Source organism: Dysgonomonas gadei ATCC BAA-286, from assembly GCF_000213555.1.
In the GTDB taxonomy this organism is placed as follows: Bacteria; Bacteroidota; Bacteroidia; order Bacteroidales; family Dysgonomonadaceae; genus Dysgonomonas; species Dysgonomonas gadei.
On the sequence record NZ_GL891991.1, the window covers coordinates 21,861 to 47,473 of the forward strand.

Consider the following 25,613-nt stretch of genomic DNA (forward strand, 5'->3'; position numbering starts at 1 on the left):
ATCTCGTATCTTGTCAACTTGTTAACTAACAAAGAACCAATGAATAACGAAGTAAGTAAATCATATACCATAAAACTCACGCTCATTGCTACCCTCGGAGGGCTGCTGTTCGGATACGATACGGCAGTTATATCGGGTACAGTGGAGTCGTTGAGGCATTTTTTTATAGACCCGATGGGCTTGCCTCTCAACGAAGCAAATGCGATGGAGGGTTTTGTAATAAGCAGCGCACTGATAGGATGTATCTTCGGTGCAGCAATGGCTGGCTGGGTAAGTCAGACATTCGGTCGCAGAAAAGCATTGTTTGCTGCGGCTATCCTGTTTTTATTGGCAGCTATCGGTTCGGCATGGCCCGAAATCGGATATCATATGCCGAGCGATGGTGACCATTCGTTTGTATATCATTTTGTAGCATATCGCATACTTGGAGGAATAGGTGTAGGTATAGCATCGATGGTGTCACCTATGTACATCGCCGAGATTGCCCCACCTGATAAACGTGGTAGTCTGGTAGGTCTTAACCAGTTTGCTATCATCTTTGGTATGCTTGTCGTATATTTTGTCAACTACTTCATTGCTAAACAGGGCGATACGGAGTGGTTACATACTACAGGCTGGAGATATATGTTTGCCTCGCTGGCAATTCCGTCAGTAATCTTCTTTGTATTATTATTTGCAGCTCCGGAAACTCCGAGATGGCTGGTAATGAAAGGACGAATAAAACAAGCCGAAAGTATTCTGACAAAACTGGTTGGCAGTGCAATGGCTAAAACAGAAATAGAAGACATTAAGCATAGTTTCGATAAAGAAGAGACAGTATCTCTTAAACCATATTACAGGTTTATGATGACATGGCTGATATTGTTCGTTGTGGGTATCATTTCCCTTTCACTTGCAAGCGTTTCAAGCGCATTGGAGATATCGATGATTGTGAGTTTCCTTATAGCACTATACGTCCCTATCAAGTCATACGGCTTCCTTATTATTATGACAGGCGTTTTACTATCTGCATTCCAGCAGTTTGTAGGTATCAATGTGGTTCTATATTACGCTCCTGAAATATTCAAGAGCATGGGCTCGGGTACAGACTCGGCGTTGTTACAAACCATCATTGTCGGTATTATCAATCTGTCTTTTACCGTACTGGCGATTCTGACAGTAGATAAATTCGGACGTAAGCCGTTGCTGATCACAGGCGCTTTAGTGATGGCCGCATCTATGCTGGGCTTGGGAACATCCTTCTCTCAGGGACTTCCGGGTGGACTTAAACTTGTGTTTATGCTTACTTATACAGCCGGATTCGCCATGTCGTGGGGGCCTGTTTGCTGGGTAATGCTGGCAGAAATATTTCCTAACTCGGTGCGTTCCAGTGTGATGTCTATTGCCGTAGCTGCACAATGGGTATCGAATTTCCTCATTTCGTGGACATTCCCTATCATGGACAAGAACGATACATTGGTAGGTATGTTCAATCACGGATTCTCATACTGGGTTTATGGTGCACTGGCTATCCTTGCAGCATTGTTCGTATGGAAGCGTTTGCCTGAAACCAAGGGGAAGACTTTGGAGGATATGGAGAAACTGTGGAAGAAGTAAGGATATAAGATTTAATCTTTTTAGTCAATAAAAAAGCAGAAGAAACCCAAACGTATTCTTCTGCTTTTTCTTTTATGTATTATCGTACCCGGTTAAATATTGTCGATTGGCTTATACTTAGGAACCAATGATTTCATTATTACCCAACCTATAAGATAAGCAATAGCACAAACACAGAAAATAATAAAGTAACCTGCCGGTTTTCCTTCAAATCCCATAAATGTCATTTGAGTTTCATCTGCATATACAAACAAATTACCTGCCGATTTCTGCAATATCATAGAACCGATACCTCCGGCCATGCCTCCAATACCTGTAATAGATGCAATCGCTCCTTTAGGGAACATATCGCCTACCGTAGAGAAGATGTTGGCCGACCAAGACTGATGCGCAGCGCCTCCGATACCAATCATTATCACAGGCAGCCAAGGAGAAATTGTACCTAACGGTTGCGCGAATAAGACTACCAGCGGAAAGAATGCGAATATTAACATCGCCCTCATACGTGCTGCATACGGGTTCATACCCGTTTTATTCATGATGATAGTCGGCAATTTTCCACCGAAAATGGATAACATGGTAATTGCATATAATGTGAAAATTAATGCAATACCGAGTCCTTCCGAAGTTTTGATACCAAATTGTGTGTTCAGGTAAGATGGAGTCCAGAAGAGGAAGAACCACCACACACCATCGGTCATAAATTTACCAATAGCGAAAGACCATGTCTGTTTATAAGAAAAACATTTCCAGAAAGGAATCTTTTTTTCTTCAGTCTCTTTTCCGCTATCCATAGTCCCATCTTCATGCTTGTCTTGTTCTATATATTCAAGTTCCGCACTATTCACATGCTTGCTTTTCGCCGGAGCATCATATAGGAATACCCAAAATCCCATCCATACAAAACCGAGGGCACCAATAACAATAAAGGCCATTTCCCATCCCCAGAATTTAGCTAATACAGGTATACTCAAAGGTGCAATTAAGGCTCCTATTGAGGCTCCGGCATTAAATATTGAAGTGGCATAAGCCCGGTCTTTCTTAGGGAAATATTCTGCTGTAACCTTGATTGCAGCCGGAAAGTTTCCTGCTTCGCCTAATGCCAGTACACAACGGGCAAAGAGGAAAGCATACATACTGATGGTAGCGATCACAACTGCTACATCTCCTGTTGCAGCAGCCAGTTCAGCGGCACTGTGCATTCCTACATAGGCTTCGGTAAATACGCCGCAGACAGCATGAAGACAAGCCCCTACCGACCATATCCCGATAGCCCAAAGGAATCCTTTTTTACTGCCCATCCAGTCAACGAAACGCCCTGCAAACAGCATACAGGCAGCGTATACGATGGAGAATACTGCTGTGATAGTACCATAATGAGATTCATCCCAATGGAACTCCGGTTTAATAAATTCATCCCAGGTGAGCGACAATACCTGCCTGTCGAGGTAGTTAACCGTCGTGGCGAAGAAAAGCATTGCACAGATCGTCCACCTGTAATTTGTCATTTTTTGTTTATTCATGGAATCGTTTTAAGAGTTATATTATTTCCTGATTTTAGCTATTATAGCCAGCGCTTCTTTACACATTTCCGTTATTTTACCCCAATCCTTTGCTGCAATTACATCTTTAGGGAATAGGTTAGAGCCCATACCTACGGCAGTAACGCCTGCACTGAACCATTTGGTCAGATTTTCTTCCGTAGGCGTAACACCTCCGGTAACCATGACGTTAGACCATGGCATAGGCGCTTTCAATCCCTTTACAAAACCCGGTCCTACAACATCGCCCGGAAATACTTTTACAACCTCTGCTCCCAGTTCCTGAGCATAACCTACCTCCGAAACAGAGCCACAGCCCGGTATATAGGCTACCTGACGGCGATTACATACTTTAAAAATATCCGGATTGAGCAACGGGCCTACCACAAAGTTTGCCCCAAGCTGTAAAAACAAAGAAGCGGTACCTGCGTCAACAATTGAGCCGATACCGAGTATCATTTCCGGACATTCTTTTGCTGCCCATTTATTTAATTCGCCGAATATCTCGTGTGCAAAATCTCCACGGTTAGTGAACTCGAAAGCCCGTACTCCACCTTCATAACAAGCTTTCAGTACTTGCTTGGATGTTTCGAGGTCGCTATGGTAAAATACCGGTACCATCCCGGTCTCTGCCATTACCTGGCAGGCTTTTATTCTAGAGAAACGCATATAAGTGAAAAATTAAAAGTGAAAAGTGAAAAATGGAAGAAATCCTCATTTCTCACTTAATTTATTTTTTACAGTTTTAATAGATGATATCAAAATATAAATCAGTTCGGAACAATCAGAAGCTAAACTTTCGTATTCAGATACTGATATATAATTAGTATCCTTTAAAAGACAAATCCAATAGTCAGTTTCATTCGCTTCTTTAAGAGCAATACTTAATTTATGCACAAAGTCAGATTTGCTTTGTGCAAATTCAGCTTCTCTTATTAAAGCTCCGATTGCTGTACCACTACGCAAAACCTGTTTTGATAATACATACTCAGATTTTTCTTTTCGTAAAAACTGAACAAGATTGACTATCCTGACAGCAAAAGCATAACTTTTTACTACAAGTATCGATTTTTCTTTTCTTATTATATTTTCGTTATTATCCATCTTTAAAAAATTGAAGTGAAAAGCAAAAAACTATTGATACATATTTTTAGTTTTTCACTTTTCACTTTTCGTTTTTTACGGTTGCTTGCCAATATAAGCCAATATACCTCCGTCCACATACAATACATGTCCGTTTACGAAGTCCGAAGCATGTGATGCAAGGAATACAGCCGGGCCTTCCAGGTCTTGAGGTGTTCCCCAGCGTGCAGCAGGAGTTTTAGCTATGATAAATGAATCGAACGGATGGCGTGAACCGTCAGCCTGTTTCTCACGTAGAGGAGCAGTCTGAGGTGTTGCGATATAACCCGGTCCGATACCATTGCACTGAATGTTATATTCTCCGTATTCGGATGCGATATTGCGTGTAAGCATCTTCAGTCCGCCTTTGGCAGCAGCGTAAGCCGATACCGTTTCGCGACCAAGTTCGCTCATCATAGAGCATATATTGATAATCTTGCCATGACCTTTTTTGATCATGCCCGGTATAACAGCTTTTGCAACGATAAACGGAGCATTGAGATCCACATCTATTACCTGACGGAATTCGGCAGCGCTCATTTCTATCATCGGGATACGTTTGATGATACCCGCATTATTTACGAGGATATCGATAACACCCACTTCTTTTTCTATCTGTGCAACCATTGCATTTACCTGATCTTCGCTAGTTACATCACACACATAACCTTTGGCATTGATTCCTGCTTCTTTGTATGAAGCCAGACCTTTATCAACAAATTCTTGTTTCAGGTCATTGAAAACGATAGTTGCGCCTGCCTTTGCCAATGCAGAAGCAATAGCAAAGCCGATACCGTAAGATGCTCCGGTAACTAAAGCTATTTTTCCGTTTAATGAGAATTGATTTTGCATATTTTTATTAATTTGAAAATTCGATGATTAGAAAATTAGCAAATGAAAAATGAGTTGATTAATCAATTTCCGAATCTGCTAATTTTCAAATTTGCTAATTGGTATTATCTCGATACCCTTCCCGAACCGTCACCCGTCATCAGGTTCTCTACTTCCGGAACAGTAACGAGGTTGAAATCTCCATATACAGTATGTTTCAGACAAGAAGCAGCTACTGCAAATTCCAGTGCTTTCTGATCGTCATTCGGATAAGAGATAAGCCCGTAGATAAGCCCGCCCATAAATGAGTCGCCACCACCCACACGGTCTACTATATGTGTGATATCGTAACGTTTCGATTGATATAGCTTATCTGAATACAGGCATCCTCCCCATGTATTATGATTTGCATTGATAGAACCGCGAAGTGTGATAATCACTTTCTTTGCGCGAGGGAAGCGTTTCATCATTTGTGTACATACCGACTCAAACTCGGCAGCATCCACTTCTCCGCCTGTATGAGCCACATCGAAGCCTTCCGGTTTGATACCGAATACTTTTTCAGCATCCTCTTCGTTACCCAAAATCACATCACAGCCTTCTACAAGGGCAGGCATAACTTCCGATACGGATTTGCCGTACTTCCACAGATTTTTCCGATAGTTGAGGTCTGTGGAAACAGTTACTCCCATTTCGTTCGCTACCTTGATAGCTTCCAGGCATGCGTCTGCCGCACCCTGCGATATAGCCGGAGTGATACCTGTCCAGTGGAACCATTGTGCATCTTTGAATACTTCTTTCCAGTCTACCATTCCCGGTTTGATGTCGGCAATAGCAGAATTGGCTCTGTCATAAACTACTTTCGATGCACGTGCTACGGCTCCCGTTTCGAGGAAATAGATACCGACACGGTCACCGCCGCGGATGATATTATTTACACCAACATTGTATTTACGAAGGTCGGAAATACACCATTCCGCGATGTCGTTTTTAGGCAGACGGGTTACAAAATCGGTAGGAATCCCGTAATTAGACAATGATACGGCAACATTAGCCTCACCTCCACCGAATGTGGCGTTCAAATTATTAGATTGTATAAATCTCTGGTATCCGGGAGTTGCAAGACGCAACATGATTTCCCCGAATGTTACTACTTTCTTCATAGTGTGTTTTGACATTAATCTATTTATATGTTACAACTAGCGGATTATTCAACCCTTCTGAAAATTCTTTCACATAGTTTTCGAAATCGGCAACTGTCGCAAACCCGAACTTAGACCATCCGTAGCCACTGTAATAAGTTACCGGGATATTCGGTTGCTGGGTAGTTATCGCCAGTACATGTGAATATGTGTCTTTTTTCTTTGTTTTAGGATTGTCAACGGTGTATGTGTCTACAATTGACTTATCTATTCCCTGAGGAAAAACCATCGCCAGATATACATTGTCTACCATGTCGCTCTTTGGTTCGGCATACACGACATATTTATCCGAAGAGATAATAGAGTCGTTTTTCTCTCTCTTTACTATTCCGGCTGCCACCTGCATAGGCTCTTTTATAGTATAAGCCTGCACAATCTTAGACAATTGTGAACCTGCATCGATTGAGATAGTACGGTTTTCAGCTACGGACTTTCCATCTACATCCAGATTTTTGTATGTCAGTTTAAAGGTTGTACGAAGAGGACCATTGTCCAATAGCTCTTGTGAAGCGAAGTTTTCGTTCAACCACAATTTGTCATTCACATACGGAGCCATTGCTCCTGCACCCAGTGTTCGCCCTACTTTGTAGTCATCCTGCCCTTCACCATGATCTTCGTGATACGATGCTTCTCCGGCAAGGTCGGCTTTATACCATTTGTCGACAATCAGGTTGTTTGTACGCTTATACCATGCATCGATACCGTTGCTAGGGCCGTCTGATTCTATCAGTGCAGGACCGTAGATACGGAATGCCACACGGTCGTTTTCCCATGCAAAGTCGTCTTTGCGTTCGGTGATAAAGCGGCCATATGTTTTTGCTACATAAGTTTGGGTAGTATCTGTTGTGATAACAAAAGCTTTTGATTCTTTTGCTTTCAGTTCCGGCTGGAAAATAAGTTTCCTATCGTATGTTACCTGAGACGGGATAATTTCCCCGGCACTGTTTTTTACGACATAAACAGCACTATCGGTCAATGTTACTATCGCTTTGATGCTGTCTAATGGTATTTCTACCATATCGGCTACACGGTCAAAGTCGCTTGTATTTTCTACTGTTATATTCATTTCCTTGTTTGAAGAGCAAGAGAAGAGGAATATAACAGAAAGAAAGAAACTAAATATTTTTTTCATATTATTTATTTTTTGATGGTATATGGCTTAACGCAGTTTATCAGCAGTGAAAGTGTCCATATCATCATAATCGAGGTTTTCGCCACACATAGCCCAGATAAACGTATAGTTGCTTGTTCCCGCAGCCGAATGGATAGACCATGACGGGGAAATAACAGCTTGTTCATCACCCATAAAGATATGGCGTGTTTCCTGAGGCTGTCCCATAAAGTGGCATACAGCCTGCTGTGCAGGTACTTTGAAATAGAAATATGCTTCCATACGGCGCGAGTGTGTATGAGGAGGCATTGTGTTCCATACGCTTCCTTCTTTGATTTCGGTCATACCCATCTGCAACTGACAGCAAGGAACAATTTCGCTCAATATGATTTGGTTCAGCAAGCGTTCGTTAGATGTGGCAGGCACACCGAGATCTCGTGTACGGCGCATAGCCGATGTGATCTGAGCAGTAGGATATTCTTTATGTGCCGGAGAGGAAGCGAAGTAATATTTTGCAGGTTTTGCAGCATCATTACTTTTGAAGATAACTTCTTTAGAGCCACGGCCTACATATACTGCATCCTTGAATCCCATACTATAATCTTTTCCATCTACTGTAACCACGCCTTCACCTTCGATACAGATGATACCCAGTTCGCGGCGTTCACAAAAGTATTCCGAACGGATAAGGTCTACTGTTTCCAGTTTCAGAGCCTCTTTTACAGGTAGGGCTCCGCCGATGATCAGACGGTCGTTGTGTGTATAAGTCATTAATACACTGTCAGCTTCAAATAATTTTTCTACCAGAAACTCTTTACGCAATTGCGCGGTGTCGTAACGTTTTACGTCGTCGGGATGTGTTCCCCAACGTTCTTCAATTACTGTTTTCATTTCTTTATCCTTTATGTTTGGTTATTGATTTATTTTAAAATTTAAAAAATTCCTTCGCATTATAATATGATACATTTTCAACCAGCTTACCCAAGAAATCTAATTCCGATGAAGGCAGTAAACCTTGTTCTACATCTGAACCTATCAGGTTACACAAGATGCGGCGGAAATATTCGTGACGCGGATATGACAGGAAGCTGCGCGAGTCGGTCAGCATACCTACAAAACGGCTTAACAAGCCTAAATTTGACAATGAGTTCATCTGCGCTTCCATCCCTGTTTTCTGGTCGAGGAACCACCATCCCGAACCGAACTGTATCTTTCCGGCAACCGAACCATCCTGAAAGTTTCCTATCATGGTAGCAATCAGATCATTGTCGCGAGGATTCAGGTTGTAAATAATCGTTTTAGCCAGTTTATTGTCTGTATCCAATCTGTTGAGGAATTTCGACATGGCTTTTGCTATTGTGAAGTCTCCGATAGAATCAAAACCTGTATCCGGGCCTAATTTTTTAAACAGACGGGTATTATTGTTGCGGATAGCGCCATAGTGAAACTGCTGTGTCCAGCCTTTCTCCCAGTCCATGATAGCCCCTTCGACAAGCATAGCCGATTTGAATTTGATGATTTCTTCGTGTGTAAGCTCTTTCCCTCCATACACTTTATTGAAAATAGCATCTATTTCCACCTGTGTATAATCTTCTGCATAGAATTCTTCGATACCGTGGTCTGATAGTTTACAGCCGACACTGGCGAAGAAGTCGTGACGTTTGCGCAGTGCGGTGATCAGGTCGCTGAAATTGCTGATAGCTACGCCCGATACTTCCGATAGTTTTTCCACATATCCCCTGAATGCATCGGGTATCTCAACCGCCATAGCCTTATCGGGACGCCATGTAGGAAGCACCTTGATAGAGAATCCCTCATTCTTTAGAGCCAGATGATATTCCAGAGAATCTACAGGATCGTCTGTCGTACAAACAGCTTCCACATTGTAGTGCTTCATCAGCCCGCGAGCCGAGAATTGCGGAGTGCGCAGTTTGGCAGTACATTCGTCAAAAATTTCTTTAGCTGTTTCGGGTTTTAATATTTTTGTTACTCCGAATGCCGTTTTCAGTTCCAGGTGTGTCCAGTGATAGAGCGGGTTACGCATCGTATAAGGCACGGTTTCTGCCCATTTCTCAAATTTTTCCCAATCGGTGGTATCTTTTCCTGTGCAGTAGCGTTCATCCACACCGTTAGTACGCATTGCGCGCCATTTGTAGTGGTCGCCACCCAGCCATATTTCACCCAGATTGTCGAACTGATAATCTTCCGCAACCAGTTTCGGGTCGAGATGGCAATGATAGTCTATAATAGGCAGATGTTTTGCATGCTGATGATACAGATATTCTGCCGTTTCGTTTTGTAATACGAAGTTATCGTCTAAAAATTGTTTCATGATGAAAAAGCTTTTAGCTTTTAGCATTTAGCTATTAGCTGTTAATCAGAAATCTGGTCTGCTAACGGCTAATAGCTGACAGCTATCAGCTATATTATATATAATGTTTTTGCTATACCTAGTTCCAATCCCCTGAGTTCGGCTAACCCTCTTAGACGGCCGATGCATGAGTAACCCGGATTTGTTTTTTTGTTCAGGTCATCGATCATCTGGTGTCCGTGGTCGGGACGGAAAGGAATGGAAATATTACGTTTTTGCTGTACTTCCAGAAATCCTTTCATTACACTGTACATATCCACATCGCCTTCCAGATGGTTTGCTTCGTAGAAATTGCCTTCCCTGTCGCGTTGGGTAGAGCGCAGATGAACAAAGTTTATTCTGTCGCCAAGACGTTTTATCATATTCGGCAGGTCATTATCGGCTCTTACACCGAATGAACCTGTGCAGAAGCATAGCCCGTTCGATTTGTTAGGTACGGCCTCTACCAGTTTATTGAAATCCGATTCTGTACTCAAGATGCGCGGAAGACCAAGGATAGGGTAGGGAGGGTCGTCAGGATGAATGGCCAAAACTGCATCCACTTCATCGGCTACGGGTGCAATCTGACTAACAAAGTATATCAGGTTTTTCCTTAAAGTCTCTGCATCTATACCGTTATATCTGTCGAGTTGAGCCTGAAATTCCTGAAGTGTAAAACTCTCTTCCGCGCCGGGCAGTCCGGCTATCATATTGCGTACCAAAAGGTCTTTTTCTTCCTGAGACATGCTTTCGTAGCGAGCTTTCGCTTTAGCGATATCTCCGGCTGAATACTCTTTTTCCGCGCCCGGACGTTTAAGGAGGAATAATTCGAAGGCCATAAACGCAGCACGCTCGAAACGCAGGGCCTTAGACCCGTCGGGCATGGTATAAGCCAAATCGGTACGTGTCCAGTCCAGTACCGGCATAAAGTTGTATGTGATGATCTTCACTCCGCACTTTGCCAGATTACGGATACTTTCCTTGTAATTATTGATATATTCTTTGTAGTTTCCTTCCTGTGTCTTGATATGTTCGTGTACAGGAATACTTTCTACCACAGACCAGGTCAGCCCGGCCTTTTCAATAATGTCTTTGCGCTTTTGTATTTCTTCTACAGTCCACACTTCACCATTTTTGATGTGGTGCAGGGCTGTGACTATTCCGGTTGCTCCGGCTTGTCTTATATCTGCTAATGAGACAGGGTCGTTTGGCCCGTACCAGCGCCATGTTTGTTCGCTTAATATCATATATAAACAATTAGTAAATTAGTAAATATGCAGATTAGCAAATTCTTATAGAAATAATTATTAAATTTCCGAATATGCTAATTTGCTAATTAAATTGAGAATGTATTGAATCCCCCGTCTACTACAAGTATAGAGCCGTTTACAAAACTGGAAGCATCGCTTACCAGATAATGTATAGCCCCCAGAAGTTCTTCCGATTCACCAAAGCGGCGGAATGGTGTGTGTGCGATAACCGATTTTGCACGGTCGGTATACGAACCATCGGGATTGAGCATCAGGTTCCTGTTTTGCTCTGTGATAAAGAAACCCGGGGCCAAAGCGTTTACACGGAAGCCTTCACCGAATTTCGTAGACAATTCCCCTGCCATGTATTCTGTAAAATTGGCCACAGCCGATTTTGCCACACCGTAACCCATAACACGGGTCAGCGGGCGGAAAGATGACATGGATGCTATATTTATTATATTCCCTTTCCCATTGTCTACCATTGCTTTTGCAAATACAAGGGTAGGGATAACCGTACCGAAGAGGTTAAGATCGATTACGTCTTTGAATGCATCTACCTTGACATCGAATATTGTTTTGTCCGGCGGGATAGTTGCTCCCGGCATGTTTCCTCCGGCAGCATTTATAAGTACATCGATCTTTCCATATGCTTTAAGTATCTCCTCCCTGTTTTGTACCAGATTTTCTTCGTTCATGGCATCTGATACAAGAAACATTGCTTCGTCTCCTTTGGCTTTAATCTTAGCGGCCAAGGCCTCACCTTTTTCTTTCGAACGTCCGAGTATAACTACTTTAGCTCCTTCCGATGCCAGATATTCTGCCATTTGCGAACCTAAAATACCATATCCTCCTGTGATGAGGACTACTTTTCCGTCGATGTTGAACAAGCTGTTTTTCATTTTTAGTTACGAGTTACAAGTTATGGATTACAAGTTTTCAGGCTTCAAGTTTACCCATTACTTATTGTTATTTTTAATTTTTAGTTTTTCACGTTACATTTAGATTCCTATAATTTATAGTTGTTATAATAATCTACATTTTCCTTTATGAGTATGTCTATAGGCATAAAGTTGGTTTTCTCCGGTTCTTGTTTAAACAGAAAATAATTTGCCAGTGCCTTGATAGCGTCATATCCCTGCAATTCGGGGCGTTGAGAAAGTATGAATGAAATCTGTCCGCTTTTGAGCGCCCTTATATTACGTTCTATAGCATCATGCCCCACCAACCGGACTCTTTCGCGTAAAGCCGGTTTAGCTTTTTCCAGCAGGGCGATTAGTTCGTATATCCGCGAGTTTAATACTATGCCGCCTACCAGAGTATCGCTTTGAGAAAGGATATCCTCGAGTTTTTCCAGTCCGGCAGGATGGTTGTCCGGATCTATTTCCACATGATGTATTTTACCTTTATAATCAGATTGGGAAAGGCATTTCATAAAACCTTGTTCACGAGTCTTCATTTGTACAGATATCTCTTTATACTTGAATCGCACATGCGCGATGAAAATATCGGCATCGAGACCAATTTCCTTCAGGAGCAGTTTTGCTGCTATATTTCCACTACCTAAGGAATCACCGCCAAAGTATGCGAGGTCTTTTTGTTTTTGAATGTCCGAATCAATGTATATATATGGAATGTCTTTTTCGTCGAGTTCTTTAGACAGGTTTACAACCAGTTCACCGAAAAGGGTGGCCAGCAGTACGCCATCAAAATCTTTTTCTTTAAACTTGTCCGCTGCTTTGAGAAAAGAAAAACGGTCGTACTGGTTGAAATGGAAATATTCGACACTTATATTGAATTTCCTCATCTCATCTCCTGCACGATTTATACCGTCACAAACAAGCTCCCAATAATCGCCTTCCGAATAGGTGGGCGCGATAACGGCGAACTTATAACTGCGTTTCGACGCAAGGAAACGTGCTACCAGATTAGGCTCGTAATTGATTTCTTTCAGAATAGCTTCTACCTTGATACGTTTTTCTTCCGACACTCGTCCCCTATTATGCAGAACACGGTCTACAGTTCCTGTTGAGACACCTGCAAGTTTAGCTATATCTACAATTCGTATATTACTATTATCTTTTTTCATTTTTTGCAGAAAAAATTTAATTGTGTGCGCACACACATTTCTACAAAAGTAATTATTTTTATTAACTACACAATGCGTGTGCGCACACATATTTTTGAGAAAATATTTTAAAACACTAATATTTAATATATTACAATCTTTACTAAAAGATGAATATGTTGTAGGGCATATTTTAACGTCCGCATATCTAATAATACAGCAGTATGCTTCTTAATTTTACTTTTTGTTATATTGTGTGCCAAAATATCGCGTCCCGAAGAGATTTACCTCCCGCAAAAGGGATAAAAGTAAGTATATACACTATCATGGCGATATAAAGCTCAAGAAAAACCTGACCAAATTCAATCAAATAACACGTAAAAAAGAGTGCTACTTTCTTTATATTACTTTATCTATATGTATAAGCTTTTAGCCGTTAGCTGATAGCTTGTAATTCTTTGAAATATTGATGGCCCCTCCAACCTCCCAAAAAGGAAGCAACAGAGAAAGTAAAAAGCTAATTAGCTCCGTTGACCGTTGTTTCTTAATTTTTCATTCTTAATTATTAATTGTTTTCCGTGTTACCTATGTTATCTTTTAACTACTTATGGTTAACGAATGTAAAAACGATAAGATAAAAATAGTGAAAAACTGTCAGATGCGTCAGGTTTTAACGAAATATAGTTAATAAATGCAAATAAGGTAATGAGCTATGAAATTCACTTCAGTATAACCAAGCGCAACATTGTTAACTGATGACTGCAAACTGTTCACCGAAACAAGTGTTACCTTTGTTACTTTTTAACAAGTAGTAAGTTTTAAGTACTAAGTTGAAAGTTATATGAGATACGAGTAGGCAAGACACGAGATACAAGTTGTTAACTGATGACTGTTCGCTGTAAAGCCACTTATGCGATAGCCAAAGCTAACGGCTAATAGCTATCAGCTAAAAGCTGAAATATCTGTTACTTTTGTTACTTTTTTAGGCCTTGGCATCCACGGGAAAGAATACTATTACCAGATGACAGCTAACTGTTCACTTAAAATGTTACCTTTGTTTAAGTGCTGCTACAAGTAAAGGAGATGTAAGTTATTTTCTGCTTACTGTGAAAAGTGTTACCTTTTACTATTTTAGGGGAAATATAAGGCACAAAGTTCTTAATTTAAACACCCTTAAAAAAACGATATTATTATAAACTTAATTCATAACCATTAAAGACACACAGAAAATGAAAAAGAAGACCGGATTAATAAGTATCATGCTTGTATTGATTACTTTATCTTCGTGCAAAACCGAAGTGAAAGAACCAACGGCTTATGGGGCATTACCTACCGAACAACAGATAAAATGGCAAGAGCTGGAATATTATATGTTTATCCACTTGGGACCTAATACCTTTACTGATGTAGAATGGGGAGATGGGAAAGAAGATCCTAAAATATTTAATCCTACCGACCTAAATACAGACCAATGGGCTGCTACAGCTAAAGCGGCAGGAATGAAGGCAATCATAATAACAGCCAAACACCATGACGGTTTTTGCTTGTGGCCAAGCGAATACAGTACGCATACTGTGCGTGAAAGCAAATGGAAAGACGGAAAAGGAGACATATTAAAGGATTTGGCCGAATCGTGCGAAAAATACGGATTACTTTTAGGTGTTTATCTTTCTCCATGGGATCAGAACCATCCGGCTTACAATACACCTGAGTACAACCAGATATTTGCAAATACCCTCAACGAAGTACATTCCAATTATGGTGATATATTCGAACAATGGTTTGATGGAGCAAATGATGGAACATCCAGACAGGTATATGATTGGGACTTGTTCCACAAGACAGTTTTCGAAAAGCATCCGCATGCCATAATATTCAGTGATGTGGGCCCCGGATGCCGCTGGGTAGGAAATGAAAGAGGATATGCCGGTGAAACAAACTGGTCGATGATAAATGCAGAGGGATACACTCCCGGAGCAAATGCTCCGGATATAAAAACACTGAACGAAGGATTACCTGATGGTAAAGAATGGATCCCAGCCGAAGTAGATGTATCTATCCGCCCCGGATGGTTCTACAGCCCGGCTACAGACGACAAGGTAAAATCTGTATCTCACCTGATGGATATATATTACTCATCGGTAGGAAGAAACGGCAACCTGCTCCTTAATGTTCCACCTGACAGAAGAGGGCAAATACATCCAAACGATTCGATTCGCCTCATGGAATTTAAAGAAGCACGGGAGAAGGCTCTTCAAACAAATCTTGCTAAAGACGTGAAAGCCACAGTAAGTAATACCCGTGGAAATTCAGATAAGTATTCAGCTTCAAACCTGTTCGATGGAGACAAAAGTACATATTGGGCTACTGATGATGGTATAAAAACAGCCTCGATAGAAGTTGACTTCGGAAAAACAGTTATGTTTAATAGAATATTATTGCAAGAACATATTGTCCTCGGGCAAAGAATAGCTGAATTTGACGTAAAATACTGGAACGATAAAGAGCAAATATGGAGTGATTTAGCCAGTGCCACAACAATAGGATATAAAAGAATCTTATGCACACCTCAGGTTTCGTCTTCAAAGATAAAGATCGGCATTACCAAATCTCTGGCCGAACCATTACTTAATAATCTTGAGGTGTATAACGCTCCTGAAATCGTCTCATCTATAACCGAAGGAGAAAGACAAATTAATAGAAAAGATGTAAAATCTGTCATCAAGCCATCGAAGGACAACATTACTACAAAGAAAAAAGACGGGACAATTCTTTATACAGAAAAGAAGGAAAAGCCCACTATTATCGAAATGGATAGAGAGAGCTTAATCCGAGGATTTAAGTTTACTCCGGATATATCCGGAGAAAAAGGTACAATTCAAAGGTATAATTGTTACTATAGTTTTAACGGGATGGAATGGAAAACTGTTATTTCCAACGGTATATTTAATAATATTAAGAACAATCCGATGACGCAGGAAGTTTCGTTTCCAACAGCTGTTCGCGCAAAATTTATAAAAATAGAACCTATAGTATTAACTGAAAGTAATGACAATGAATATACTTACTGTACAATTGATATTATCCTCTAGTTTGGAGTTAAAAAAAATTCAGAGTGTAATTTTATGCTGTACAGTAGAGCAAATATTATATGTTATAGGAAACAATCCGGCTTATAAGAATCCAAGAGCCGGATTGTTCCTTCAACAAACAAATAAGCTTAATAAAATGAGAATAACAGATAATAAAAAGCAAGGTAATGCCGAGGAATGATTGGTCTAAAAAAGAATATGCTATACAAATTATATATATGCATAAAAAAATAAGCTAATAATCAATGATTACTAGCTTATCTTGTCGGGATACCAGGATTCGAACCTGGGACCCCCTGCTCCCAAAGCAGGTGCGCTAACCGGACTGCGCTACATCCCGTTTTTTGCGTATAGCGGTGCAAAGGTATGACATTTTTTTATATTTCAAAACAAATAAAGAAAAAATTACAAAACATATTTTTTGTCACTTTTTAATCCTTTTATAAATAAGCATTTTAACACCATATAAAATAGTATAGATAAATTTATTCTGTTAAATAGTATCGGAAATATCAACAGGCGCTTTTTTTGTTTATTTTTGCATCTAAATCTCAAATCTTATAATTATGGTTAAAAAGGTATTCTTCTCTTTAGGGCTATTAATGCTTTCATTTTCAGCGTACGCGCAAAATCTTCAGTTGCATTTCGATCCGCGCCATGCATTACATGGAAACAAAATCTCAGATAAAAACTATTTCACAGCAACATTTGAAATGTTCAAACCGGACAAATGGGGTTCGACATTTATGTTTGTGGATCTGGATTTTAACCAAAGCCGGGGAAACATTGGTACTATGTATCTCGAAATTGCCCGCGACATTAAATTAGGCAAAAGCCCTGTTATGGCTCACGTCGAGTTTAATGGTGGTGTAGGAAAGGCCGAGAACTTCGGGTTCTCAATAGCAAATGCATATATGGCCGGTGCATCATACTCCACAATGGTAGGCAAAGCCGTTTTAGGAACATATGTTGTATATAAGTACAACGCCTTTGAGAAAGTGAGTAACGACGTACAATGGACCGTTACATGGGGTGTCGACTTGTGCAATAACAAATTCAGAGTTTGCGGGTTTATGGATGTCTGGACACAAAACAAGGCTAAAACCCATGCAGATCCCACCAGCGGCAAAGAGATCGTATTTCTGACCGAACCTCAGTTCTGGTATAATGTTAGCCCTAATCTGGCTTTAGGTAGTGAAATAGAAATCAGCAATAATTTCCTCACTAATAAAGACAAAGCGTACATCAACCCTACAATAGCCGCTAAGTGGAACTTCTAAGATTTGAAAAACAATGAAAAATCTCCTCGAAAAAACATTTAAACTAACAGAGAATAAGACCACCATCCGCAAAGAACTTCTCGCCGGGCTTATTACTTTTTTAACCATGTCATACATACTGATAGTCAATCCTAGTATATTATCGACTACCGGTATGGATAAAGATGCCCTGTTCACTGCAACAGCTCTGGCTACAATCTTCGCTACCCTGATGATGGCTCTCTATGCCAAACTTCCGATAGCGCAAGCTCCGGGAATGGGCTTAAATGCTTTCTTTGCATTCACCATCTGCGGAGTAATGGGATATTCCTGGCAATTTGCTTTGACTGCTGTATTCATCGAAGGTATCATTTTTATACTCCTAACATTTTTCAATGTACGGGAACTAATAGTAAAGAGCATACCAAAGGTATTGAAAGACGCTATACCTGTCGGGATCGGACTATTTATCACTCTGATCGGACTAAAAAATGCAGGAATAGTGGTTTCAAGCCCCGCCACACTGGTAGCACTGGGTGATTTTTCCCAACATAGTGTATGGATCGCCTTCTTAGGCCTGATTGTTACAGCCGTTCTGTTTGTAAGGAACATAAACGGTTCTATACTTATAGGAATAGTTGTGGCAACTATCTTCGGTATCATTCTGGGCGATGTAACATTACCCGATACCAGCATCATCAGCACACCGCCCTCTATTGCTCCTATCTTTGCCCAATTCGAATGGGATCATATTCTATCATTCAATATGCTTGTGGTGGTATTCACCCTCCTGTTCGTTAACCTCTTCGACACTGTAGGTACATTGATCGGTGTTGTTTCCAAAGCAGGGCTGGCCGATGAAGACGGCAACTTCCCTCAAATGAAAAAAGCTCTGTTCTCCGATGCATTAGGAACTACAGTAGGCTCTATCTTAGGAACAAGTACCATTACCGCATATGTGGAAAGTGCATCGGGCGTAGCATCGGGCGGACGTACCGGACTAACCTCTGTCAGTACCGCTATGATGTTTATACTTGCCCTGTTCTTTGCTCCGTTATTCTTAATGGTTCCAGCAGCAGCAACATCTCCTGCACTTATTATCGTCGGGCTGTTTATGATCTCATCCGTTGCCAAAATTAACTTTAGCGACATGAGCGAAGGACTACCAGCATTCCTTACCATCGTATTTATGCCTTTCACCTATAGTATTGCAGAAGGTATCGTATTCGGTATGCTTAGCTTTGCTTTCATCAAAGTTTGTTCAGGTAAACACAAAGACGTATCAACTACTGTGTATGTAATCGCCATATTATTCTTACTCAAAATAATTTTGGATGCATCTCATATAATGACCAATGCAGCTGGTTGAGCAGGCAAAATAACAAGATAATCTTTAGTCCCTCCCTTCTTTAACCGGATCGGAGGGACTTCTCTTTTCTACCGCAACTTGCGACTAAAATGCTTATCTTTGCCCTAAATTATAATCCCGATATGAAATACAGCGACATACTCCTCGACTTAGACGACACATTGATAGACACCATAGAGAATACCCGCCTCACATTAACAGAAATATATGATGACTATGCGTTCAGCCGCTACTTCCCGTCCTTCCATGACTTCTATACTATCTATTACGCAAATGTAAGCCATTTGTGGGAACTCTACGGCAGAGGACAGATTACCAAGCAGACACTGCAACGCGAACGCTTTATAGGCCCTCTGAACAGCATAGAAGAAATCTCCGAAGAGCAGGCCCTGGCTATCAACGACGACTTCATAGCCCGGATAATGAGAAAAGGCGTATTGGTAGAAGGCGCAAAAGAACTGCTGGACTACCTGCACCCCCGTTACAGGATACATATCCTCTCCAACGGCTTCACCGAAATGCAATACATAAAGATGGAAAGCGCCGGTATTTCATCATACTTCGATAAGGTTATCCTGTCCGACAAAGTGGGGGTAAACAAGCCACACCCGGATATATTCACGTATGCCCTGAACGAAATCGAGGTTAAACCCGAAAACATCATAATGGTTGGTGACAACCTGTTTACAGACATTGGCGGGGCCTACAACAGCGGACTGGACCAGATATGGTATAACCCCAAGAACAAGCCTTCCGAAGATTTCGAGCCGACTCATACAGTCGCCAGACTGGAAGAGATCAGGAACATCCTCTAAAAAACAAAAACCGGACGACATACACCATCCGGCTTCTTACTATATACACTAACTAAAATATATCAGTTCAGATATTTCTTCAAATCTTCCACCCATGCAGTAAGACGTGCATCAGTTTCGTTATATTCGTTATCTTCATCTAATGCCAGACCGATAAAGCGACCATCAATAACAGCATCAGACTCATCGAATGTATAGCCGTCGGTAGAGACCGAACCTACTATTTCGACTTTCCCTTTCAGTGCTTTGTAAATGTAATACATTGCTCCGGCAAAGCTTGTGGAGAATGAAGCACTGTCTCCCAGTGAGAATAGAGCAACTTTTTTTCCGGTAAAATCCATCTTTTCAACCTTAGGCAGAAGAACTTCCCAATCGTCCTGTAAATCGCCTACCCCTGTCGTAGATGCCCCGAAAATCAAAAAGTCATATGGTTTCAAATCATCAACACTCACACTCTCAGCATTGAAGAGTGCAGCATCGTCGAACAATGCCTGTATTTTTTCTGCTACCGCTTCTGTGGCCCCGGTAGATGACCCGTAAACTATTGCAATTTTGCTCATAACAAGTTAAGTAATTTATTAAATTGATTATCAACTATCTGGAATCATTCAAAATAGCAGGAGCCATAAAACTCTGTACTATCCCTCTCAAAGCCAGATACACAATAAACGCAATCCACAGGATATTGTTCGCACAAATATTTGAAAAAGCAAAATACAATACAAAAAATCCGGCAACTGCTATCAACATAGAATTACGCATCTGATGAGAAGCAGTCGCCCCCACAAACACCCCGTCCCAAAGAAAAGCAGAGAAGCCCGCAAAGGGAATCATATACACCCAGATATGAAATTGCCTGCTGAATTCTATAATATTCTGCTTATCGGTCAAAATGCCCAATATCTGATCCAGGAAGAGGACATAGATAAGCGTAAAGAATGAAGCGATAACAATACCCCAGACAAACAGCCTTCTGACAAGAAATTTCAGCTTAATCCTGTCTTTTGCCCCTATAAATCTGCCTGTCAACGCCTCGGCAGCATAGGCAAACCCATCCATCATATATGAGAACAGAATAAACAACTGCATCAGTAAAGCATTGGCCGCCAGCACATCTTTCCCCGACTTTGCTGAAGCAGACATAAAGAAGGTAGTAACAGCGACAAGAGCCATCGTACGGATAAAGATATCGCTGTTGACCTTAAAAAACGGGATATAAGATGATAAATCTTTCAGCACCTTCAGATTGATATATTGTTTCAGCCAGCCATATTTTATATTCCAGAAAAGAAGGAACGAAAGAAAGCCCGTATATTGTGCACATACGGAAGCTAAAGCCACCCCTTCTATCTTCATCCCAAAACCATAGACAAAGGCAAAACTCAATCCGATATTGACTATATTGACTCCGATAGCTACAATCATCGGCATCTTGGCATTCTGCATCCCTACATACCAGCCATTAAAAGTGTACATCCCCAGAATAGCCGGAGCAGCCCAGATGTATATATAAAAATAGTCGAGGGCGTATCCTTTTACCGTAGGCTCTCCATTCAGCAAATAGAAACCCGCATGGGCAATAAAGTATTGCAGCAGAATAATAACAACGCCTGCTCCCATTGCCACAGCGAGTGAGCGAAGCAAAATATTGGTTTGCTCCTGATGGCTACCAGCCCCATAGGACTGGGCCGTAAATCCGCTTGTACCCATACGCAGAAAGGAGAAACTCCAGTAGATAAAATTGAAGATCATTGTCGCAAGCGCAATTGCCCCGATATAATCCTCCGAATCGAGATGGCCTACTATATACATATCCACCATACCCAAAAGCGGCACAGTAATATTGGATATAATATTCGGAATAGCTAAACGCAGAATACTTTTATTCATAATGGTTACAAAAATAGCAGGAATCGGTTAATAATAAAGAATGAAAAACTGAGAATCAGGCATTCTCTATTTTATCGTCTAATTTCAGCTTTTTAAAAAGTTGACAAACTTGACACTTTTTTCTATTTTTCATTATTCATGCGAATCAGTAGTTGAGATTTAATGTTGTATTTTTTCTGCTTCACTTCGTTGCGCTTAAACGTTCATTTTGGCATTGCCCAAAACGAACCAAAAGGCTAGCGCTGCGTTCCTCGGCGACCCAAAACCGTTTTGACGGCTGAATCAAACAAACGGGCTATCGCCCCGTTTGATTCTACGCCGCCTGCAACGGATTGGGTACCCCGCCTGCGTCACTAATGCGCAAGGGCTGACGCACGTGGGGCTAAAGCATGAAAAATCTCTGTCTTGTCGCCGCATCGCGATTCCGGCCTCGTCCCGCAGGCGGGGCACCCAATCCGTAAAGCGGAGGTGTAGGGCAAAATAGGGTAGCTGCTATACACGGCTGATAAGCTAACTAAAAATGATTCCGTATTATTTTGCCCCACCGGAGCTGCGGTTTTGGGTCGCCGGAGGATGCAGCCTTGATTTTTTGTTTCGTTTTGCATCAAGGCAAAATGAAAAAACAGAAAGGCTGGTGAAAAAATCCAACGTTAAAATCCAACTGCTGATTCGTATAATATGCTGTGTTAATTTTTATGAAATCAAAATACATTTATCTATACTGAAAAAACAGGAAATGAAGAAATAATCATTATCTGTTCCACACTCGTAATTATCTAAAAAGTATGGCAAAGTATAGTGAAGAATTAGTAGATAAAGTCGTTTTTCTTATCGAAGAAGAGTTTTATACTACCACTCAGGTATGTAGGGCTTTAGGTTTTAGCAGGCAGGCTTATTACGGCTGGCTGGACACTAAACCCGGATTCAGGAAAGAGGTAGATATGGCTGTCAGTCGCCGTAGCGAAGCGATGCAGACAATGATGCAGGCCGCGCTGAAAAAGAAACTGGAAGGATATATGACAACAGTGGAAAAGGATGTATATGTTCCTGATGAAAGGAATCCCGATAAACTAGTTTTCAAATCGAAAGTGATAATAAAGAAGGAATGTCCTCCCGATCTGCGGACAATAAAGATGTTGCTGGATAGGAACAACCCCTCCCTGCCCCAAGGGGAGGAGATGTATACCACGAGAGATAATCGGGTGATTGAGGAAGAGACCGTTATAGATAACATAGAAAGGGATGTTGTAGAAGATGAAGAAAAATAAAAAGAGGTTTCAGTAGTGATTGAGGAGAATGAAGATGCAGAGACTGCGGAGATGATAGAAAGACTGGATAAAGCCTGTGCCCGGCGACGACAAGAAATCAGGAAATCAGTAATAGTGGGTAATAGAAGACCGGTGTATAATCATGGAAAGAGAAGGAAGAAAGCGAAGAGATAATGAATAATGCCAATCAATAGTTAAAGTAATTATTGTAGTATAAAATTGTTGGATTATTATCGACTACACTTCGTTCCGTCTGAATGTTCATTTTGGCATTGCCCAAAACGAACCAAAAGGCTAGCGCTTCGTTTCTCGGCGACCTGTCAACGGTTTGCCAGCTGAAAGTGACAAACGGGCTATCGCCCCGTCCCTTTCCACGCCGGCTGCTCCGGACAGGTGCCCGCCTGCGAAACTAATGCGCATCCGCTGACGCCTTAGTAAGGCAAAGCCCTTTCGAGAATGAAATATGCGTCAGCCCGCGCCGTTAGCTTCAAGGACGGGGTACCCGTAGGGCTAAAAGACGAAAAAAACGGAAACGTGTTTGAGCTTATCCTTCGATTCGGGTTATACGATCTTTCCAGCGAGTTTTTCCGTTTCGTCTTTTTGTCCGTTACGGGTCGGTCTTTGATGCGGGGCGCTAAAGCGTTTTTGGTTCCTTTTGGGGATTTGGCCAAAAGGAACACAAGCAATTTTAATTGCGCGTAGAAAAAAATGCATAGAATAATAGAACCTTTTTTCAACTTATTAATACCGAAGAATTTTCTCAATTCGAATAAACATGGATGCTATTCTGTGCGGCAGGAAGATAATTGACGCCGATCCAGGTAATCATAAGTAAAACAAACGCGATTGGCAGCATCCATAAAACAAACTTAACATGATATTTTTGCAGCCGCATATGGATATAGACTAAATATCCCGCCGATGTAATAAACGCCCATGTCTCTTTCGGGTCCCACGACCAGTAGTGTCCCCATGCCTCCTTTGCCCATACTGCTCCCATGAGCATTCCCAGTATGAGGAAGCCGAAACCGATATAAACAACATTATCCATCAGCTTGTACAGGTTATCATCCAGCCTGTCTTTTTTCAGATTTACCAACTGAATAATAGCAGCAATGGTCGCAGCCCCAAGCATGGCATAGGATAAAATATAGACTGTAACGTGCGGCACAAACCAATAGCTTTGGAGGGCAGGCATCAGGTTGGTCGAATGTATTTCCGGCTTGAATATATTTACACAGACAAAAACACAGGCGACCAGGCTGGAGAATGACAACAGCCATTTATATTTCCAATGCTTGTATGTAAAATAACCAACTGTTGCCAGAAAGAATGAGTACCATAACCGGGTTTCACCTATTGTACGGAGCGGAGGGCGTTCCTGTCCTATCCATAAGCCGATGATAAACGCGGCAAAAATAGCAATGCCGGCTATCATTAGTCCTTCTACGATAAATGTTTTCTTACATTTATATACCAGTGCTCCTGCGCTTATCCAGCAAATCATTGCAGGTATTGCAAACCAAAGAAATTCATCCCAAGTCATCTTCCGCCTTTCTTTTTTTGTTTCCCGACCATAATAAACATATCGAACCTACGGACAATAGAATTATTCCGGCATAGACAGGATAGAGCCACGGGTCGTATACCAGCTCCATACTGCTGTATGTGGACATTCTGCCGGCCTGATTGTCATATCCGTACTGGTAGATAGTCCAACTGCCTATTCTTAAAGGTTTATTTACTTCCAGAACCGCGTGCTGTTCGCTTCCGTCTTCCATGAATACATCTATGTCCGACAGGAATCTCTTTGGCTCGGGTTGTGTCATTACAATACAATATTGAGAGTCGAGAGGTAATGTCATATATAACTGTGCCATATTGCCTCCGCATACCCATCCTTTACGCATCTCGCCTGTTTGCATGTTCTTTGCCGATACTTTTGCTGCCGGACTGGAGCCGGGCATAGGCACAGCCTGATAAGTACTGTCACTGTTGCGTACTGCCTGATGGATATATTCTTCAAGTCTGATATCCCATTTATCGAGTGTGCCGTTAGGCCTTTTCTCGTCTATCTGGAAATAATCAGGTTTGTTTTTAGGCTGTGATTCGCCGCTTTCCCTGTCTATTATTGTGAGTTTAGGCGGGTATTCTTCCATCTCGAAATCATTGAGCTGTATGGCGACTGGAAGTTCCAGCACATCTTTGTTTTCGCTATAGACACGCCATTCCACTTCACCTTCGCGGACATGCATTACATATCTTTTTATATCGGCGGCTCCCAGCCCTGCGGCAAAAAGGAGAATCCAGAGCCCTATATGATTGAAATAGAAAGCATAATCCTGCTTGCGGAAAGCGACCAGCCTTCTTACAATCAGTGAACCTAAGGAAATCAGCGTAAGGAAATATATCAGCACGAAAGGCCAGCTGCTTGTTACCTGCCTGAATCCAAGCACCGTGAATATATCTTTATCGTGAGGATCGAGACGCGCGAATTGCGGAGTAAGTCCCATTATCAGCCCCAATACCAACAGCGCAGCAATGAGGGTTACCGAAAGCGGAACACCCGATATCCATTGGTAGAAAGCACTTTTGCGGGCGAATGAGAGTAATATGAGAAATGCTATTACCGCGCCACCGAGGATAAGGTTGACCGGAGCCTGTAGCAGGTAAAAGTCAAACTTTCCTACTGTAATCTGAAGCATAAAACCAATGAAGACAAAACCTGCCACAAAAGCGATACTTTCTTTGTACCGCCACGGGAATTGCCACATCTTACGTTTTCCTTGTTCCATATGTATATGAAGAGAAGAAAGTGCCTGAAGTCTTTTTCAGACACTCTCTTCTTT

At 41.5% G+C, this 25,613-nt stretch carries 23 protein-coding genes and 1 tRNA gene; 8 read left to right on the forward strand and 16 right to left on the reverse strand.

The window, feature by feature from the left end:
* Positions 1 to 39 precede the first annotated feature (39 nt).
* Complete coding sequence (xylE, locus tag HMPREF9455_RS18485) at positions 40 to 1,596, forward strand: D-xylose transporter XylE (RefSeq protein WP_006801275.1); 1,557 nt, start codon at positions 40 to 42, stop codon at positions 1,594 to 1,596.
* A 92-nt stretch (positions 1,597 to 1,688) separates the two neighbouring features.
* Here the strand turns inward: xylE and HMPREF9455_RS18490 are convergent, their stop codons facing one another.
* The 11 genes from HMPREF9455_RS18490 to HMPREF9455_RS18540 form a co-directional block, all read right to left on the reverse strand.
* Positions 1,689 to 3,119: an MFS transporter gene (locus HMPREF9455_RS18490; RefSeq protein WP_006801276.1), complete on the reverse strand. Its 1,431-nt coding sequence runs from the start codon at positions 3,117 to 3,119 to the stop codon at positions 1,689 to 1,691.
* 21 nt (positions 3,120 to 3,140) lie between these two features.
* Positions 3,141 to 3,806, reverse strand: coding sequence for a bifunctional 4-hydroxy-2-oxoglutarate aldolase/2-dehydro-3-deoxy-phosphogluconate aldolase (locus tag HMPREF9455_RS18495; RefSeq protein ID WP_006801277.1), 666 nt, complete (start codon positions 3,804 to 3,806; stop codon positions 3,141 to 3,143).
* A 45-nt stretch (positions 3,807 to 3,851) separates the two neighbouring features.
* Positions 3,852 to 4,241 (reverse strand): four helix bundle protein, encoded by a 390-nt coding sequence (locus HMPREF9455_RS18500; protein ID WP_006801278.1) that lies wholly within the window; start codon positions 4,239 to 4,241, stop codon positions 3,852 to 3,854.
* 75 nt (positions 4,242 to 4,316) lie between these two features.
* On the reverse strand, positions 4,317 to 5,111 hold the full coding sequence (locus HMPREF9455_RS18505) for a gluconate 5-dehydrogenase (protein ID WP_006801279.1): 795 nt from the start codon (positions 5,109 to 5,111) through the stop codon (positions 4,317 to 4,319).
* A gap of 104 nt (positions 5,112 to 5,215) precedes the next feature.
* Positions 5,216 to 6,253, reverse strand: a complete 1,038-nt coding sequence (locus tag HMPREF9455_RS18510; protein ID WP_006801280.1) for a sugar kinase — start codon at positions 6,251 to 6,253, stop codon at positions 5,216 to 5,218.
* A gap of 19 nt (positions 6,254 to 6,272) precedes the next feature.
* Positions 6,273 to 7,424, reverse strand: a complete 1,152-nt coding sequence (locus HMPREF9455_RS18515) for a DUF4861 domain-containing protein (RefSeq protein WP_006801281.1) — start codon at positions 7,422 to 7,424, stop codon at positions 6,273 to 6,275.
* A gap of 27 nt (positions 7,425 to 7,451) precedes the next feature.
* Complete coding sequence (gene kduI / locus HMPREF9455_RS18520; RefSeq protein ID WP_006801282.1) at positions 7,452 to 8,294, reverse strand: 5-dehydro-4-deoxy-D-glucuronate isomerase; 843 nt, start codon at positions 8,292 to 8,294, stop codon at positions 7,452 to 7,454.
* Positions 8,295 to 8,328: 34 nt separating this feature from the next.
* Complete coding sequence (gene uxaC, locus HMPREF9455_RS18525) at positions 8,329 to 9,735, reverse strand: glucuronate isomerase (protein ID WP_006801283.1); 1,407 nt, start codon at positions 9,733 to 9,735, stop codon at positions 8,329 to 8,331.
* An 89-nt stretch (positions 9,736 to 9,824) separates the two neighbouring features.
* Entirely contained in the window at positions 9,825 to 11,000 is a 1,176-nt protein-coding gene (gene uxuA, locus HMPREF9455_RS18530; RefSeq protein WP_006801284.1) for a mannonate dehydratase, read from the reverse strand.
* 89 nt (positions 11,001 to 11,089) lie between these two features.
* Positions 11,090 to 11,905, reverse strand: a complete 816-nt coding sequence (locus tag HMPREF9455_RS18535; protein ID WP_006801285.1) for an SDR family oxidoreductase — start codon at positions 11,903 to 11,905, stop codon at positions 11,090 to 11,092.
* Positions 11,906 to 12,012: 107 nt separating this feature from the next.
* Positions 12,013 to 13,092, reverse strand: coding sequence for a LacI family DNA-binding transcriptional regulator (locus HMPREF9455_RS18540; protein WP_044216753.1), 1,080 nt, complete (start codon positions 13,090 to 13,092; stop codon positions 12,013 to 12,015).
* 1,208 nt (positions 13,093 to 14,300) lie between these two features.
* Between HMPREF9455_RS18540 and HMPREF9455_RS18545 the strand changes: the two genes are divergently transcribed.
* On the forward strand, positions 14,301 to 16,163 hold the full coding sequence (locus HMPREF9455_RS18545; protein WP_006801287.1) for an alpha-L-fucosidase: 1,863 nt from the start codon (positions 14,301 to 14,303) through the stop codon (positions 16,161 to 16,163).
* Positions 16,164 to 16,428: 265 nt separating this feature from the next.
* On the opposite strand, the gene HMPREF9455_RS18555 is transcribed toward HMPREF9455_RS18545, so the two are convergent.
* Positions 16,429 to 16,503, reverse strand: a tRNA-Pro gene (locus HMPREF9455_RS18555).
* Between the two features lie 226 nt (positions 16,504 to 16,729).
* Between HMPREF9455_RS18555 and HMPREF9455_RS18560 the strand changes: the two genes are divergently transcribed.
* The 3 genes from HMPREF9455_RS18560 to HMPREF9455_RS18570 all read left to right on the forward strand — a co-directional run bounded on the left by HMPREF9455_RS18560 (position 16,730) and on the right by HMPREF9455_RS18570 (position 19,606).
* Positions 16,730 to 17,443, forward strand: coding sequence for a DUF5020 family protein (locus HMPREF9455_RS18560; protein WP_006801289.1), 714 nt, complete (start codon positions 16,730 to 16,732; stop codon positions 17,441 to 17,443).
* A 13-nt stretch (positions 17,444 to 17,456) separates the two neighbouring features.
* On the forward strand, positions 17,457 to 18,791 hold the full coding sequence (locus HMPREF9455_RS18565) for an NCS2 family permease (protein WP_006801290.1): 1,335 nt from the start codon (positions 17,457 to 17,459) through the stop codon (positions 18,789 to 18,791).
* Positions 18,792 to 18,913: 122 nt separating this feature from the next.
* A complete protein-coding gene (locus HMPREF9455_RS18570; protein ID WP_006801291.1) occupies positions 18,914 to 19,606 on the forward strand; it encodes a YjjG family noncanonical pyrimidine nucleotidase in 693 nt (230 codons plus the stop codon).
* A 62-nt stretch (positions 19,607 to 19,668) separates the two neighbouring features.
* On the opposite strand, the gene HMPREF9455_RS18575 is transcribed toward HMPREF9455_RS18570, so the two are convergent.
* Positions 19,669 to 20,166: a flavodoxin gene (locus tag HMPREF9455_RS18575; RefSeq protein WP_006801292.1), complete on the reverse strand. Its 498-nt coding sequence runs from the start codon at positions 20,164 to 20,166 to the stop codon at positions 19,669 to 19,671.
* A gap of 34 nt (positions 20,167 to 20,200) precedes the next feature.
* Complete coding sequence (locus HMPREF9455_RS18580) at positions 20,201 to 21,496, reverse strand: MATE family efflux transporter (RefSeq protein WP_006801293.1); 1,296 nt, start codon at positions 21,494 to 21,496, stop codon at positions 20,201 to 20,203.
* A 785-nt stretch (positions 21,497 to 22,281) separates the two neighbouring features.
* Here HMPREF9455_RS18580 and HMPREF9455_RS18590 point away from each other — a divergent pair.
* The 3 genes from HMPREF9455_RS18590 (at position 22,282) to HMPREF9455_RS18595 (ending at position 23,466) form a co-directional block, all read left to right on the forward strand.
* Positions 22,282 to 22,764 (forward strand): hypothetical protein, encoded by a 483-nt coding sequence (locus tag HMPREF9455_RS18590; RefSeq protein ID WP_006801295.1) that lies wholly within the window; start codon positions 22,282 to 22,284, stop codon positions 22,762 to 22,764.
* A gap of 266 nt (positions 22,765 to 23,030) precedes the next feature.
* Positions 23,031 to 23,177, forward strand: a complete 147-nt coding sequence (locus HMPREF9455_RS21470; protein WP_169312449.1) for a hypothetical protein — start codon at positions 23,031 to 23,033, stop codon at positions 23,175 to 23,177.
* Between the two features lie 43 nt (positions 23,178 to 23,220).
* The gene (locus HMPREF9455_RS18595; protein ID WP_044216759.1) at positions 23,221 to 23,466 is read left to right on the forward strand and encodes a hypothetical protein; all 246 of its coding nucleotides are present in this window, start codon (positions 23,221 to 23,223) and stop codon (positions 23,464 to 23,466) included.
* A gap of 58 nt (positions 23,467 to 23,524) precedes the next feature.
* Here HMPREF9455_RS18595 and ccsA read toward each other — a convergent pair whose 3' ends face one another.
* Positions 23,525 to 24,310 (reverse strand): cytochrome c biogenesis protein CcsA, encoded by a 786-nt coding sequence (gene ccsA / locus HMPREF9455_RS18600; protein ID WP_006801296.1) that lies wholly within the window; start codon positions 24,308 to 24,310, stop codon positions 23,525 to 23,527.
* Complete coding sequence (locus HMPREF9455_RS18605; RefSeq protein ID WP_245532210.1) at positions 24,297 to 25,559, reverse strand: cytochrome c biogenesis ResB family protein; 1,263 nt, start codon at positions 25,557 to 25,559, stop codon at positions 24,297 to 24,299. Before HMPREF9455_RS18605 ends, ccsA begins: the two co-directional genes overlap by 14 nt.
* Between the last annotated feature and the right edge of the window lie 54 nt (positions 25,560 to 25,613).

Bases quoted from the DNA above. Each gene is read 5' to 3' on its own strand.
- HMPREF9455_RS18515 (WP_006801281.1), bottom strand. From the start codon at position 7,424: ATGAAAAAAATATTTAGTTTCTTTCTTTCTGTTATATTCCTCTTCTCT.
- HMPREF9455_RS18570 (WP_006801291.1), top strand. From the start codon at position 18,914: ATGAAATACAGCGACATACTCCTCGACTTAGACGACACATTGATAGAC.
- HMPREF9455_RS18575 (WP_006801292.1), bottom strand. From the start codon at position 20,166: ATGAGCAAAATTGCAATAGTTTACGGGTCATCTACCGGGGCCACAGAA.
- HMPREF9455_RS18505 (WP_006801279.1), bottom strand. From the start codon at position 5,111: ATGCAAAATCAATTCTCATTAAACGGAAAAATAGCTTTAGTTACCGGA.
- kduI (WP_006801282.1), bottom strand. From the start codon at position 8,294: ATGAAAACAGTAATTGAAGAACGTTGGGGAACACATCCCGACGACGTA.
- HMPREF9455_RS18560 (WP_006801289.1), top strand. From the start codon at position 16,730: ATGGTTAAAAAGGTATTCTTCTCTTTAGGGCTATTAATGCTTTCATTT.
- HMPREF9455_RS18510 (WP_006801280.1), bottom strand. From the start codon at position 6,253: ATGAAGAAAGTAGTAACATTCGGGGAAATCATGTTGCGTCTTGCAACT.
- xylE (WP_006801275.1), top strand. From the start codon at position 40: ATGAATAACGAAGTAAGTAAATCATATACCATAAAACTCACGCTCATT.
- HMPREF9455_RS18545 (WP_006801287.1), top strand. From the start codon at position 14,301: ATGAAAAAGAAGACCGGATTAATAAGTATCATGCTTGTATTGATTACT.
- HMPREF9455_RS18535 (WP_006801285.1), bottom strand. From the start codon at position 11,905: ATGAAAAACAGCTTGTTCAACATCGACGGAAAAGTAGTCCTCATCACA.
- HMPREF9455_RS18540 (WP_044216753.1), bottom strand. From the start codon at position 13,092: ATGAAAAAAGATAATAGTAATATACGAATTGTAGATATAGCTAAACTT.
- HMPREF9455_RS18495 (WP_006801277.1), bottom strand. From the start codon at position 3,806: ATGCGTTTCTCTAGAATAAAAGCCTGCCAGGTAATGGCAGAGACCGGG.
- HMPREF9455_RS18590 (WP_006801295.1), top strand. From the start codon at position 22,282: ATGGCAAAGTATAGTGAAGAATTAGTAGATAAAGTCGTTTTTCTTATC.
- ccsA (WP_006801296.1), bottom strand. From the start codon at position 24,310: ATGACTTGGGATGAATTTCTTTGGTTTGCAATACCTGCAATGATTTGC.
- HMPREF9455_RS18500 (WP_006801278.1), bottom strand. From the start codon at position 4,241: ATGGATAATAACGAAAATATAATAAGAAAAGAAAAATCGATACTTGTA.
- HMPREF9455_RS18580 (WP_006801293.1), bottom strand. From the start codon at position 21,496: ATGAATAAAAGTATTCTGCGTTTAGCTATTCCGAATATTATATCCAAT.
- HMPREF9455_RS18605 (WP_245532210.1), bottom strand. From the start codon at position 25,559: ATGGAACAAGGAAAACGTAAGATGTGGCAATTCCCGTGGCGGTACAAA.
- uxuA (WP_006801284.1), bottom strand. From the start codon at position 11,000: ATGATATTAAGCGAACAAACATGGCGCTGGTACGGGCCAAACGACCCT.
- HMPREF9455_RS18595 (WP_044216759.1), top strand. From the start codon at position 23,221: ATGAAATATGCGTCAGCCCGCGCCGTTAGCTTCAAGGACGGGGTACCC.
- HMPREF9455_RS18490 (WP_006801276.1), bottom strand. From the start codon at position 3,119: ATGAATAAACAAAAAATGACAAATTACAGGTGGACGATCTGTGCAATG.
- HMPREF9455_RS18565 (WP_006801290.1), top strand. From the start codon at position 17,457: ATGAAAAATCTCCTCGAAAAAACATTTAAACTAACAGAGAATAAGACC.
- uxaC (WP_006801283.1), bottom strand. From the start codon at position 9,735: ATGAAACAATTTTTAGACGATAACTTCGTATTACAAAACGAAACGGCA.